At 72.6% G+C, this 12,355-nt stretch carries 13 protein-coding genes; 5 read left to right on the top strand and 8 right to left on the bottom strand.

The features are described from left to right. Positions 1–57: 57 nt before the first annotated feature. Positions 58–540 (bottom strand): CarD family transcriptional regulator, encoded by a 483-nt coding sequence (locus tag ABD385_RS33145; protein WP_003953493.1) that lies wholly within the window; start codon positions 538–540, stop codon positions 58–60. 746 nt (positions 541–1,286) lie between these two features. On the opposite strand from ABD385_RS33145, the gene ABD385_RS33140 reads away from it, so the two are divergent. Next, positions 1,287–1,895 carry a copper chaperone PCu(A)C domain-containing protein gene (locus tag ABD385_RS33140; RefSeq protein WP_344582945.1) on the top strand — a complete coding sequence of 203 codons (609 nt, stop codon included), beginning with the start codon at positions 1,287–1,289 and terminating at the stop codon, positions 1,893–1,895. An 82-nt stretch (positions 1,896–1,977) separates the two neighbouring features. On the opposite strand, the gene phoP is transcribed toward ABD385_RS33140, so the two are convergent. Beyond that, complete coding sequence (gene phoP, locus ABD385_RS33135) at positions 1,978–2,649, bottom strand: two-component system response regulator PhoP (RefSeq protein ID WP_466869767.1); 672 nt, start codon at positions 2,647–2,649, stop codon at positions 1,978–1,980. Positions 2,650–2,654: 5 nt separating this feature from the next. Next, a complete protein-coding gene (phoR, locus tag ABD385_RS33130; RefSeq protein ID WP_344582943.1) occupies positions 2,655–3,923 on the bottom strand; it encodes a two-component system sensor histidine kinase PhoR in 1,269 nt (422 codons plus the stop codon). A 378-nt stretch (positions 3,924–4,301) separates the two neighbouring features. Between phoR and phoU the strand changes: the two genes are divergently transcribed. Next, a complete protein-coding gene (gene phoU / locus ABD385_RS33125) occupies positions 4,302–4,979 on the top strand; it encodes a phosphate signaling complex protein PhoU (RefSeq protein WP_344582941.1) in 678 nt (225 codons plus the stop codon). 78 nt (positions 4,980–5,057) lie between these two features. After that, on the top strand, positions 5,058–5,216 hold the full coding sequence (locus ABD385_RS33120) for a hypothetical protein (RefSeq protein ID WP_344582940.1): 159 nt from the start codon (positions 5,058–5,060) through the stop codon (positions 5,214–5,216). 99 nt (positions 5,217–5,315) lie between these two features. On the opposite strand, the gene ABD385_RS33115 is transcribed toward ABD385_RS33120, so the two are convergent. After that, a complete protein-coding gene (locus tag ABD385_RS33115) occupies positions 5,316–6,077 on the bottom strand; it encodes a phosphoglyceromutase (RefSeq protein WP_344582939.1) in 762 nt (253 codons plus the stop codon). A 245-nt stretch (positions 6,078–6,322) separates the two neighbouring features. Here ABD385_RS33115 and ABD385_RS33110 point away from each other — a divergent pair, with 245 nt between their 5' ends. Further along, entirely contained in the window at positions 6,323–7,708 is a 1,386-nt protein-coding gene (locus ABD385_RS33110) for an MDR family MFS transporter (RefSeq protein WP_344582938.1), read from the top strand. 160 nt (positions 7,709–7,868) lie between these two features. Here the strand turns inward: ABD385_RS33110 and ABD385_RS33105 are convergent, their stop codons facing one another. Both ABD385_RS33105 and mshA read right to left on the bottom strand, forming a co-directional pair. Continuing rightward, on the bottom strand, positions 7,869–8,399 hold the full coding sequence (locus ABD385_RS33105; RefSeq protein WP_344582937.1) for a type III secretion system chaperone family protein: 531 nt from the start codon (positions 8,397–8,399) through the stop codon (positions 7,869–7,871). Beyond that, positions 8,392–9,789: a D-inositol-3-phosphate glycosyltransferase gene (gene mshA, locus ABD385_RS33100; RefSeq protein WP_344582936.1), complete on the bottom strand. Its 1,398-nt coding sequence runs from the start codon at positions 9,787–9,789 to the stop codon at positions 8,392–8,394. Before mshA ends, ABD385_RS33105 begins: the two co-directional genes overlap by 8 nt. Positions 9,790–10,031: 242 nt before the next feature. Here mshA and ABD385_RS33095 point away from each other — a divergent pair, with 242 nt between their 5' ends. Next, the gene (locus ABD385_RS33095; protein ID WP_344582935.1) at positions 10,032–10,883 is read left to right on the top strand and encodes a class I SAM-dependent methyltransferase; all 852 of its coding nucleotides are present in this window, start codon (positions 10,032–10,034) and stop codon (positions 10,881–10,883) included. A gap of 52 nt (positions 10,884–10,935) precedes the next feature. On the opposite strand, the gene ABD385_RS33090 is transcribed toward ABD385_RS33095, so the two are convergent. Together ABD385_RS33090 and ABD385_RS33085 are read right to left on the bottom strand one after the other, a co-directional pair. Then, positions 10,936–11,811 (bottom strand): helix-turn-helix transcriptional regulator, encoded by an 876-nt coding sequence (locus tag ABD385_RS33090; protein ID WP_344582934.1) that lies wholly within the window; start codon positions 11,809–11,811, stop codon positions 10,936–10,938. A gap of 45 nt (positions 11,812–11,856) precedes the next feature. Then, positions 11,857–12,342, bottom strand: coding sequence for an NUDIX hydrolase (locus tag ABD385_RS33085; protein WP_344582933.1), 486 nt, complete (start codon positions 12,340–12,342; stop codon positions 11,857–11,859). Positions 12,343–12,355: the final 13 nt, after the last annotated feature.

Genomic DNA, 12,355 nt, shown 5'->3' with positions numbered 1-12,355 from the left:
CATTGCTACGTCGCTGCTGTGTCGTCACCTCGCGCCGGCACAGTCAGCCGTGCGTCGTCAGGACGCGAGGACCTCGTCGAGCAGGGCCTCGGCCTTGTCTTCGTTGGTGTTCTCCGCGAGGGCCAGCTCGCTCACCAGGATCTGGCGGGCCTTGGCGAGCATCCTCTTCTCACCGGCGGAGAGTCCGCGCTCACGCTCACGTCGCCACAGGTCACGCACGACCTCGGCGACCTTGATCACATCGCCCGAGGCGAGCTTCTCAAGATTTGCCTTGTAACGACGGGACCAGTTCGTCGGCTCTTCGGCATACGGTGCGCGCAGCACCTCGAAGACCCGGTCCAGCCCGTCCTGACCGACCACATCGCGTACGCCGACGAACTCCGCGTTGTCCGCTGGGACACGAACAGTCAAGTCGCCCTGGGCGACCTTCAGCACCAAGTAGGTCTTGTCCACGCCTTTGATCTGGCGAGTTTCGATGGCCTCGATCAGCGCGGCCCCGTGATGGGGATAGACCACGGTGTCGCCAACCTTGAACGTCATGTGACAGGTACCCCTTCCGTGGCTATCCATGCTAACACGGGAACGGGCCGTTCTGAATGGCGTTTTCGCAGGTCAGGGCATATCTCGGGGCTTGACAACAGCGACCGGAACGTGCTGCGAGGGGCCTCGTGGTGCAGGTATTCGCAGGTCGGAGGGGCTTCCCGGGCGCACGGAAAGCCACCCGCGGCACACCGGAATCGCAATGATCAACGGGCCGAACGTCCCGGTTTGCACCGATCCACATGAGCGAGTTCCGCTACTCCGTTCGGAGGCTTGCCCGCGGCCCGGGTCGGAATCCCGGAATTGATCAACGGTCCGACACCGCCTCGTGTGATCAATTCCGGCGGCATGTGCATTCCTTGTGAATACCGCTTTTCACCGGGGGAAACACCACGGCCACCACACGAACAGCCGGCCGCCGAATATGCCAACCAGTTCTCCGGAGATCGCCACCGAGATCGGTCCGAGATCGGGTTCCGGAAATCCCCACCAGGGGGTGCGCGGACCGTTCGGCCGACACCCCGACCGCGGGCGGACCGGCGCGACCGGGAGGTGCGTGATCGCCTAGGGGGCGGGTCGGGTGCGGCACCGCGAGGGCGGCTCGGTAACCTAGCGGCGCTGACCCACCCTTAGGGCGGCTTTACGTGCCCGTCGTCATGACGTGTGCGCAACGCCGTCCCAGCCGTCCATCCGCGACCGGGCACGAACGTTCGGCCGCCGTAGTTCGTCAAGGAGATGCCGCCGCCGTGAGCCGCAGCCTTCGACGCGGCGTCCTCGCCGCCACCGTCCTTACGCTCTCCGTCGTCACGCTTTCCGCGTGCGCCGCCGGGAACGACGCCCAGACGCTGGAGGTCAAGCCGGACAACGCCGAGACCAGCGTCGGCGACATCAAGGTCCAGAACGTCAACGTCGTCACCCAGCCCGAGGCGAACGCCAAGGGCCCGGCCGCGATCACCGCCACAGTGTTCAACAGCGGCACCAAGGACCAGCAGCTGACCGGCATCGCGGTCGACGGCACCGGCCAGTCGGCCAAGCTGTCGCCCGTGAAGATCGACGTGCCGGCCGGCGGTTCCGCGGTCATCGGCGGCAAGGGCAACGCCAGCGCCATCCTTCAGAGCGGCCGGGAGGCCGTCCAGGACGGCAACGCCCAGTCGCTGACCTTCACCTTCAGCGCCGCCGGCAAGATCAAGATCAACGCCTACGTCGTGCCCGCGAAGAACGTCTTCGAGAGCTACGGCCCGTCGGTGACGCCGCAGCCGTCCACCTCCGCGAGCGGCAAGCCCTCCGAGTCGGGCAGCCCGAGCGCCCCGAGCGGCTCCGGCAAGCCCTCGGAGACGGCGCACGCCGGCCACTGAGGCCCGCTCACCCGCACCACGTGAAGGGGCGCTCCTCCCGGCCGGGAGGAGCGCCCCTTCACGCATGGCCGGCGCCGGCGGCCTACGGCTCGAACTTGTAGCCGAGGCCGCGGACCGTCACCAGGTAGCGCGGGGCGCCCGGGTCGGGCTCGATCTTGGCGCGCAGCCGCTTCACGTGGACGTCGAGGGTCTTGGTGTCGCCCACGTAGTCGGCGCCCCAGACGCGGTCGATCAGCTGCATCCGGGTCAGCACCCGGCCGGCGTTGCGCAGCAGCATCTCCAGGAGGTCGAACTCCTTGAGCGGCAGGTCGACCTTGCCGCCGGAGACCGTGACGACGTGGCGGTCCACGTCCATCCGGACCGGGCCGGCCTCCAGGGCCTGCGGGGCGACCTCCTCCGGCTCGCCGCGGCGGCGCAGCACCGCGCGGATCCGGGCGACCAGTTCGCGGGACGAGAACGGCTTGGTGACGTAGTCGTCGGCCCCTATTTCGAGACCCACAACCTTGTCGATCTCGCTGTCCTTGGCGGTCACCATGATGACCGGGACGTTGGAGCGGCCGCGCAGCTGGCGGCAGACCTCGGTGCCGGGCAGGCCCGGCAGCATCAGGTCGAGCAGAACGAGGTCGGCGCCGTTGCGCTCGAACTCGTCCAGGCCGTCGGGGCCGGTGGCCGCCACGGCGACCTCGAAGCCCTCCTTGCGGAGCATGTACGACAGTGCGTCGCTGAACGATTCCTCGTCCTCGACGACGAGCACTCGGGTCACGGAAGGACCTCCGGGGCTGGGTGAGCTGGGAGCGGATCGTTGAAGGTCTCGTACGGACGGTCCTCGTCGTCGAGGCCCTCCGCGGTGAGGTCCGAGGGCCGTTCGCGGTCGCGGACGGTCCCGGCTTCCGGGAGACGCAGGGTGAAGGTGGAGCCCTGTCCCTCAGCGCTCCACACCGTGACCTCCCCGCCGTGCGAGGCGGCCACGTGCTTGACGATGGCGAGGCCGAGGCCGGTCCCGCCGGTGGCGCGCGAGCGCGCCGGGTCGACGCGGTAGAACCGCTCGAAGATGCGGTCCCGGTCCTTCTCGGATATCCCGAGGCCCTGGTCGGTCACGGCGATCTCGATCAGGTCGCCGCCGGGTACCGAGACCCGGCGGCCCGCGATCCCGACGCGGGTGCGCGCCGGGGAGTAGTTGACGGCGTTCTCGACGAGGTTGCCCAGGGCGGCGGCGAGCTGGCCGCGGTTGCCCCAGACGTGCAGGTCGGCGGTGCCGCCGGCGGCGATGGTGATCTGCTTGGTGCCGGCCTGCTGGCGGCAGCGGTCGACCGCCTCGGCGACCAGCTCGTCGACCAGGACGGGCTCGGAGTCCTCCAGCGGGTCGTCGTTCTGCACCCGGGAGAGGTCGATGAGTTCCTGGACGAGGTTGGTCAGGCGGGTGGCCTCATTCTGCATCCGGCCGGCGAAGCGGGTGACCGCCTCGGGGTCGTCGCTGGCGTCCATCACGGCCTCGGAGAGGAGCGAGAGGGCGCCGACGGGCGTCTTGAGCTCGTGGCTGACGTTGGCCACGAAGTCCCGGCGGACCGCCTCGATGCGGCGGGCCTCCGTGAGGTCCTCGACCAGCAGCAGGACCAGCCGGGAGCCGAGCGGGGCGACCCGGGCGGAGACCGCGAGGGCGTCCCCGCGGCCCGTGCCGCGGCGCGGCAGGTCCAGCTCCACCTGACGTATCTCGCCGTCGCGGCGGGTGTCGCGGGCCATCTGGAGCATCGGCTCGACGGCGAGCCGACCGCCCCGGACCAGTCCGAGGGCGTACGCCGCGGAGCTGGCCTTGACCACCGTGTCCGCCTCGTCGAGGACGACGGCGGAGGAACGCAGGACCGACAGGACGGTGTCGACACCGGGTGGCAGGACCGCCTCGGTGTGCAGGGAGGTGCGGGTGGGCTTGGCCTGGTCCCGCTCGCTCCAGCGGAACGCCAGCATGGCGAAGACGCCGGTGCAGAGCCCGGCGATCGCTGCCATTGCGGCGACGGCCGCGTCCACGTTCATGAATCCAGAGTATGTGCCGGTTCGGACACTTCCCCAGCGCTCGGAGCTGCTGCTCGGACACCCTTCGCCCAGAGTTCACCGAGGCGTCAGTGGCGATTCACTCTCCGCGCCGGCGAGGCCGGGTCGGCGCCGCCCCGGTCGCCTCCGGGCTTCCCGGCGTTTCCCAGAGTTCACCTTCAGGTCGGTGGTGGTTCACCCCGGATGGCCCCGCAGGTCGTGATCCGGCCGCACATTGAGGGTGCGGGGGCCCACCGGCGGCCGGTCGTGGGAGCGTAGGCCCAACGGCCACCTCCCACTCATCACCACGCACCATCCCCCACACTCCCCGGATCACTCCGGGCGCAACCGGAATCCCCTCGAAGCGAGAGAAGGTCACTGATGCGGGACGCGTACCACGAGGAGCTGGATTCGATCGGCGAGGGCCTGGTCGAGATGGCCCGGCTCGTCGGCTCCGCGATCGGGCGCGCCACCACGGCGATACTCGACGCGGACCTGAAGCTGGCCGAAAACGTCATCGCCGCCGACGAGAAGGTCGACGACCTCCAGCGCGACCTGGAGGCGCGGGCCATCGCCCTGCTGGCCCGCCAGCAGCCGGTCGCCACCGACCTGCGGATCGTCGTCACCTCCCTGCGGATGAGCGCCGACCTGGAGCGCTCCGGCGACCTGGCCCAGCACGTGGCCAAGCTGGCCCGGCTGCGCTTCCCACAGCGGGCGGTGCCGCTCGACCTGCACGCCACCATCTTGGAGATGGGGCAGCTGGCGCAGCGCCTGATGGCCAAGGCCGGCGAGGTCATCATCACCAAGGACGTCGACCTCGCGCTCCAGCTGGAGCAGGACGACGACGCGATGGACATGCTGCACCGCACCCTGTTCCAGCACCTGATGGACGACCGGTGGAAGCACGGCATCGAGACGGCCGTGGACGTGACGCTGCTGGGCCGCTACTACGAGCGCTTCGCGGACCACGCGGTCTCTGTGGCCAAGCGCGTCGTCTACCTCGTGACCGGCGAGCACGCGGACGAGCTCGCCCCGCAGACGGCGGTGGAGGGCGCGTAGCGTGCGCCCACGCGCCGTTGACGCGCCTGTGCACCCGGGTTTGCAATAGGCACCAGGTGACCCCTAGGAGGCGAATACATGGCACTCACGGCGGACTCCCCGAACCCCGCGTCCCAGGACGTGCCGACGGCCGTCGACCGGCCGCGGCTCCCGCTCCTCGGCGCGTGCGGCTGCGGCTCCGGCTGCGGCTGCGGCTGCCAGTCCGGCGGCCCGTGCCAGTGCGGCGGCAACTGCTGACCAGCGGCTCGCGCCACGGCACGACAACAGCACGGCAACGGCACGGCGAAGCCCCCCACCCGCGACAAAATCGCAGGTGGGGGGCTTGTGCGTGCGGGCTTACTTCTTCTTGCCCTGGTTCTTCACGGCCTCGATGGCGGCCTTGGCTGCCTCCGGGTCGAGGTAGGTGCCGCCGGGGGTGAGCGGGCGGAAGTCGGCGTCGAGCTCGTAGGAGAGCGGGATGCCGGTGGGGATGTTCAGGCCGGCGATGTCGGCGTCCGAGATCTGGTCGAGGTGCTTGACCAGGGCGCGGAGGCTGTTGCCGTGGGCGGCGACCAGCACCGTGCGGCCGGCGAGCAGGTCCGGGACGATGCCGTCGTACCAGTACGGCAGCATGCGGGTGACGACGTCCTTGAGGCACTCCGTCGTCGGGCGGAGCTCCGGCGGGATCGACGCGTAGCGCGCGTCGCCGGACTGGGAGAACTCGGCGCCGTCCGCCAGCGGGGGCGGCGGGGTGTCGTACGAGCGGCGCCAGAGCATGAACTGCTCCTCGCCGAACTCGGCCAGGGTCTGCGCCTTGTCCTTGCCCTGGAGCGCGCCGTAGTGGCGCTCGTTCAGCCGCCAGCTGCGGTGGACGGGGATCCAGTGCCGGTCGGCGGACTCCAGGGCCAGCTGCGCGGTGCGGATGGCGCGCTTCTGGAGGGAGGTGTGGACGACGTCGGGGAGCAGGCCGGCCTCCTGGAGGAGCTCTCCGCCGCGGACCGCCTCCTTCTCGCCCTTCTCGTTGAGGTTGACGTCCACCCAGCCGGTGAACAGGTTCTTCGCGTTCCACTCACTCTCGCCGTGGCGGAGCAGGATCAGCTTGTACGGTGCGGTGGCCATGCCGTCGAGCGTAATCGACGCCGGGGAGTGGGCCGGTGCGCGGCCGTCACCTGCACGGACGCGGGGGCGGGGGCGGGGCGGGTGGCGACGTTTGACGCTTCCGGTCAATCGAGTGGTTGGCCGGCCGTCCGGTTCGTAGTGTGCGCATGACGCTGGTGCCGCTTATCGCGTCGTCCGGTCACCGCGTCGTCCCGTCACCGCACCGAGCCGTCCTTCGGTGGCGGACGGCACTCAGGGGGAATGTCATGTCTGCGTCCAGTGTCGAATCCTCACCCCGGGGGCTGGCCCGGGTCCGGCGGGCCGCCGTGGCGAGCGTCTCCGGGCTGCCCCGGCAGTTCTGGTGGCTGTGGACCAGCACGCTGGTCAACCGGCTGGGCTCGTTCGTCGCCACCTTCCTGGCCCTCTACCTCACCGTCGAGCGCGGCTACTCGGCCTCGTACGCGGGGCTGATCGGCGCCCTGTACGGGCTGGGCGGGGTGGTCTCGTCGGTGGGCGCGGGGGTGCTCACCGACCGGCTCGGGCGGCGACCGACGATGCTCGTCGCGCAGGTGGCCACGGCGGCTTCGGTGGCGCTGCTGGGCTTCATGACCGATCCGGTGGCGATCGCCGTGGTGGCCGGCCTGGTCGGCATGGCGACCAACGCCTCGCGGCCCGCGGTGCAGGCGATGATGGCGGACATCGTCGCGCCCGAGGACCGGGTCCGCGCCTTCGCCCTGAACTACTGGGCGATCAACCTCGGCTTCGCGGTGTCCTCCACCGCCGCCGGCCTGATCGCCGAACACGGCTACCTGGCGCTCTTCTTGGGCGAGGCCGGGCTGGTGCTGGCCTGTGCGCTGGTGGTCTTCTACAAGCTGCCGGAGTCCCGTCCGCAGGCGGCCGGGGCCGCGGGCGCCCCGGCGGGCGCGGCCGGGGCGGAGCCCGTGTCGATGCTGACCGTGCTGCGCGACGGCCGGTTCATGACCGTCGTCGGACTGAACTTCCTCCTGGCGCTGCTGTTCCAACAGGCCGACGTCTCACTGCCGGTTGCGATGGGTCAAGAGGGCTTCTCCAGCGTCGACTTCGGGATGGTGATCGCGGTGAACGGAGTGCTGATCGTGCTGTTGCAGATCCCGGTCACCCGCTTCATCGAGCACCGCAGCCCGGCGGCGCTGCTGATCGGTTCGGCGCTGCTGGCCGGCTACGGCTTGGGGTTGACGGCGCTGGCCGGCTCGGTGGCCATGTACGCGGTCGCGGTCACCGTGTGGACCCTCGGCGAGATCGTCAACTCGCCCACGCAGATGGGGTTGGTGGTCCGGCTGTCCCCGCTGCACGGCCGCGGCCGCTACCAGGGCATGTACGCGCTGTCCTGGTCCGTCGCCTCGCTGGTCGCCCCGCTGCTGGGCGGCACGGTCATCGACCGCTTCGGCGCCGACGTGCTCTGGGCCGGCTGCGCGGTCGTCGGCATGGTGGCCGCGGTGGGGTACGGGCTGCTGCTGCGGAACCTGCCGGAGCGAACGGCCGTGGTCGACGGCGCCGGCCCGAAGGCCGCGGTCCCCGCGCCGGCCCCCACCGGTGCACTCCCCGACGGCGACGAGCGGGCGGACGGCGGGCGGGCGGACGGCGGGCGGGCCTGCGTCCCGTCGAACTGCTAGGGCGTTTCTGACGGATCTCCGTGGAGGAAGGAGCGGCGTCTGGTGCGTGCGATCGCAAGGCGCCGGGATGTCTCCATAGCGGAGCTACGGAGACATTTCGGCAACGCCGCGAGCGGGCGTGCCAGACGCCGCGACGCCGCGGAGATCCGTCAGAAGCGCCCTAGGCGTCCGCGTCGCCGCGCGTCAGTCGTTCGAAGGCCGCGAGGTTGCGGGTGGACTCGCCGCGCGCCACCCGCCAGGCGTACTCCTTGCGGATCGCCGAGGCGAAGCCCATCTCCAGGAGGGTGTTGAAGCTGCCGTCGGCGTTCTCCAGGACGGTGCCGAGGAGTCGGTCCAGCTCGTCGGGGGTGACGGCGGCCAGCGGGAACTTGCCGACGAGGTAGACGTCACCGAGCGCGTCGAGCGCGTAACTGACGCCGTAGAGGCGGGTGTTGCGCTCCAGCAGCCACCGGTGGACGGCCTCGTGGTTCTCGTCCGGCCGGCGGACGACGAAGGCGTTGAGGGAGAGCGAGTGGCGGCCCACGACCAGCGAGCAGGTGGTGGCGAGCTTGCGGGTGCCGGGCAGCTTGACGACGTACGTGCCGGCGGCCGGCGACTCCCATTCCAGGCCCGCGTCCTTGAGGGTGCGCTCGATCACCGCACCGGCGGTGGCCGCCTGCCGCTCGCCCGCGGGGGGCTGTTCCTCACCCATGCAGTGATCGTAGGTGACGGCGGCGCTCCTGCATCGCGGCGGTGTAGACGTCGGCGGTCGCGGCGGCGGCGGTGCCCCAGCCGAAGGACTGGGCGTGCCGGGCCGCGGCGGCGCCCATCCGGGCGGCCAGCGACGGGTCGTCGAGGAAGCGGCGCAGCGCCCGGGCGTAGTCGGCCGGGTCGTGGCCGGCGACCAGGAAGCCGCTGACGCCGTCCCGCACCGCCACCGGCAGCCCGCCGACGGAGGCCGCGACGACCGGGGTGCCGCACGCCTGCGCCTCGATCGCCACCAGTCCGAACGACTCGCTGTACGACGGCATGACCAGCACGGACGCGGCGCGGTACCAGTCGGCGAGCTGCTCCTGGCCGACCGGCGGGCGGAACCGGACCAGATCGGCGATGCCCAGCCGGGCCGCCAGCTTCTGCAGGCCCTCGGGCTTGGCCAGGCCGCTGCCGCTGGGCCCGCCGACGACCGGTACCACCAGCCGGGAGCGCAGCGAGGGGTCCGCGTCGACCAGCACGGCGGTGGCGCGCAGCAGGATGTCGGGGGCCTTCAGCGGCTGTATGCGGCCGGCGAAGAGCGGGATGACCGCGTCCTGCGGCAGTCCGAGGCGGTCCCGGGCGGCGGCCCGGCTGGCCGCGACGTCGCCCGCACCGTGGTCCGTCAGCGGCCGGAAGCGGTCGAGGTTGACGCCGGGGTGGACCACCGCGACCTTGCCGGGATCGGCGTCGTAGTGCCGGACCAGCTCGTCGGCCTCCTCGGCGGTGTTGGCGATCAGGCGGTCGGCGGCCTCGACGATCTGGGTCTCGCCGATCACCCGGGCGGCCGGCTCGGGGGTGTCGCCGACGGCCAGCGCGGCGTTCTTCACCTTCGCCATGGTGTGCATGGCGTGCACCAGCGGGACCCGCCAGCGGTCCGCGGCCAGCCAGCCGACGTGGCCGGAGAGCCAGTAGTGGGAGTGCACCAGGTCGTAGTAGCCGGGGCGGTGGCCCGCCCACGCCTGCATCACGCCGTGCGTGAAGGCGCACAGCTGGGCCGGCAGCTCCTCCTTGGCGAGCCCCTCGTACGGGCCAGCGGCGACGTGCCGGACCAGCACGCCGGGGGCCAGCTCCACGGCGGGCGGCAGGGCCGCGGTGGTGGCCCGGGTGAAGATCTCCACCTCGATGCCGAGCGCGGCGAGCTTGCGGGCCAGCTCGACGATGTAGACGTTCATCCCGCCGGCGTCGCCGGTGCCCGGCTGGTGGAGCGGGGAGGTGTGCACGCTGAGCATCGCCACGCGGCGGGGCCGGCGGGCGCCGGGCAGGCGCAGCCGCGACGGGCCCGCGAACGACCTGGACGGTGCGGGGGGACCCCCCTGCCGGCTGCGGAGCCTGGACACGTATTGGCTCACTGCGAGCTACCTCCTAGGCGGGGCGGGTGACGCGCCTCCGCCCCCCTCCAACAATGTCGGACCGCCATCCATTTCCGTCCGGGCCGCCGTCTTCGGGTTTTCTTCGGTTTTTTCTTCGGTTCTCCTTCGTGGTGGCCTTCGCGGTGGCCGTCGTACGTCGTCGCAGCGCGGCCGCGTTCCGCGGAGCGGCCCGGGTCAGGGCAGCCGGCCGGCCCCGACCCGGGACCCCATACCCTCGATGCATGGCCCGCCGCTCCCCCGTTTCCGCCTCCCGCACCGCCGCCGTGCCGGCCCCCGCGCCGTCCCGCCCGGTCGGAAACGCCACCCGCGGCACCACCAACCCCAACCGGCTGCGCCGCATGGACCGCTGGATCGCCGCCGAGCACGGTGCACAGCTGCGCCGCGCCGCCGACCCGGTCGCGGTCGACCTGGGCTACGGCGCCGCGCCGTGGACCGCGCTGGAACTGCTCGGGCGGCTGCGCACGGTGCGGCCCGACGCCCGGGTCGTCGGCGTCGAGATCGAGCCGGCCCGGGTCACCGCCGCCCTGCCGTACGCCCGCGCCGGGCTGGACTTCGTCCACGGCGGCTTCGAGGTGCCGCTGCCCGGTCGGCCCGGCCGCGCCCCGGTCCTCATCCGGGCCGCGAACGTGCTGCGCCAGTACGACGAGGACGAGGTCGCCGCCGTCTGGGCGCGGCTGTGCGCGCGGCTGGCGCCCGGCGGGCTGCTGGTCGAGGGCACCTGCGATGAGATCGGGCGGCGCCACGTCTGGGTCGCGCTCGGCCCCGAGGGCCCCCGCACGGTCACCTTCGCGACCCGTCTCGGCTCCCTCGACACCCCGTCCGACCTGGCCGAACGCCTTCCCAAGGCGTTGATCCACCGCAATGTGCCGGGCGAGCCGGTGCACGCCTTCCTGCGCGACTTCGACCGGGCCTGGGCGAGCGCCGCGCCGCTCGGTGCGCTGGGCGCCAAGCAGCGGTGGCGGGCCGCGGTCGCCGCCCTGGCGACGGACTGGCCACTGGCCGGGGACCCGCGCCGCCGGCGCCAGGGCGAGGTCACGGTGCGGTGGGAGGCGCTGGCGCCGCGCGGCGGCTGACCGGTGCGCGGCGGCTGACCGGCGGCGCACCGTGCGCCCCGGCGGCCGGCCTCTAAGAGACGCTGCCCGCCACGACCGCCGCGCCGGCCGCCAGCCGGCGCAACCCGGCCTCGGACGGCGAACCGGGCGACGCGGTGTACGTCACCAGCACCTGGTCCGGGTCCGCGCCCAGCCGGAAGCTCTCGAAGGTGACGGTCAGCTCGCCGGCCGCCGGGTGCCGCATCCGCTTGGTGCCGCGCAGGCACTCGCGGACGCCCTGCGCCGCCCACATCCGGCGGAACTCCGGGCTGCCGGCGAGGAGTTCGTTGACCACCTCGCAGATCCGGGGGTCGTCCGGGTGCCGCCCGCTGTCGGCGCGCAGGTTGCCGACGACCTCCTCGGCCTTGTTCTCCCAGTCCGGGTAGACCTCCCGGGCCGTCGGTTCGAGGAAGACCAACAGGGCGGTGTTGCGCCGCGCGGGGTCCAGTGCGTCGAGGTCGAAGGAGAGCCGGCCGCCGGCGTCGTTCCACGCCAGGACGTCCAGCCCGCGCCCCAGCACCACGGCGGCGACCGCGGGGTCCATGGCGGCCAGCAGCTGGCGGATCTCCGGCCGCACGGTCTGGGCCGGTCCCGGCACGCAGCGGGGCGGTCCCCCGGCGGGGCGCCGGCGCGGCACCGCGACGTTCCGCAGGTACGTCACTTCGCCGTCCGACAGTCGCAGCGCCCGCGCGATGGCGTCCAGGACGGAGTCGGAGACGGCGGGCGCCCGGCCCTGCTCGACGCGGGTGTAGTAGTCCACGCTGATTCCGGCGAGCTGGGCGACCTCCTCGCGCCGCAGGCCGCGCACCCGGCGCCGGCCGAACCCGTCGGGCAGGCCGACCTCGCCCGGGTCGAGCGCGGCACGGCGCGCCTTGAGGAAGGCACTGATCTCGATTTCCCCGTGCAGCATCACTCCAGTATGCGCCGGTCGGCGCGGTGGGTGACGCGGCGGCGGTCAGCCCGCCCCGCCGGGCTCCGTGCCGGGCGGGGGCACCGCGCCCAGCAGGGCCGGCACCAGGTCCTTGTCGCGGTCCTGGGTGAGCACGTCGCGGGCCGCGTCGGGCGGCAGCCACAGCATCCGGTCCACCTCGCGGTTGGGCAGGAACCCGCCGCCGGTGGCCTCGGCGGCCCAGTAGCGGACCTCCTTGGGGCGACCGCCGACCCGGTAGTGGACGGTCGGCAGCTCCGGGCCGGGCGCGCAGGTCATCCCGGTCTCCTCCAGCACCTCGCGCAGCGCGCCCCGCAGCGCGTCCTCCCGGGGCTTCAGCTTGCCCTTGGGGTGCGACCAGTCGTTCCACTTCGGCCGGTGCACCAGGGCCAGCTCGATCCCGCCGGTCGCCGCCCGGCGCCACAGCACGCAGCCCGCGGCCCGGATCGGCCCGGCCACCGGGGTCCGCGCGCCGGTCGCGGCGCCGCCCCTGCCGCTCGTCGTCCTGCCCATCGCCGGCCGCCCC

Origin of the sequence: Streptomyces lunalinharesii (genome assembly GCF_039532155.1) — a bacterium.
GTDB lineage: Bacteria > Actinomycetota > Actinomycetes > Streptomycetales > Streptomycetaceae > Streptomyces > Streptomyces lunalinharesii.
The sequence above is the reverse complement of the archived record's forward strand: the minus strand, read 5'-3'. Positions and strand labels throughout refer to the sequence as shown.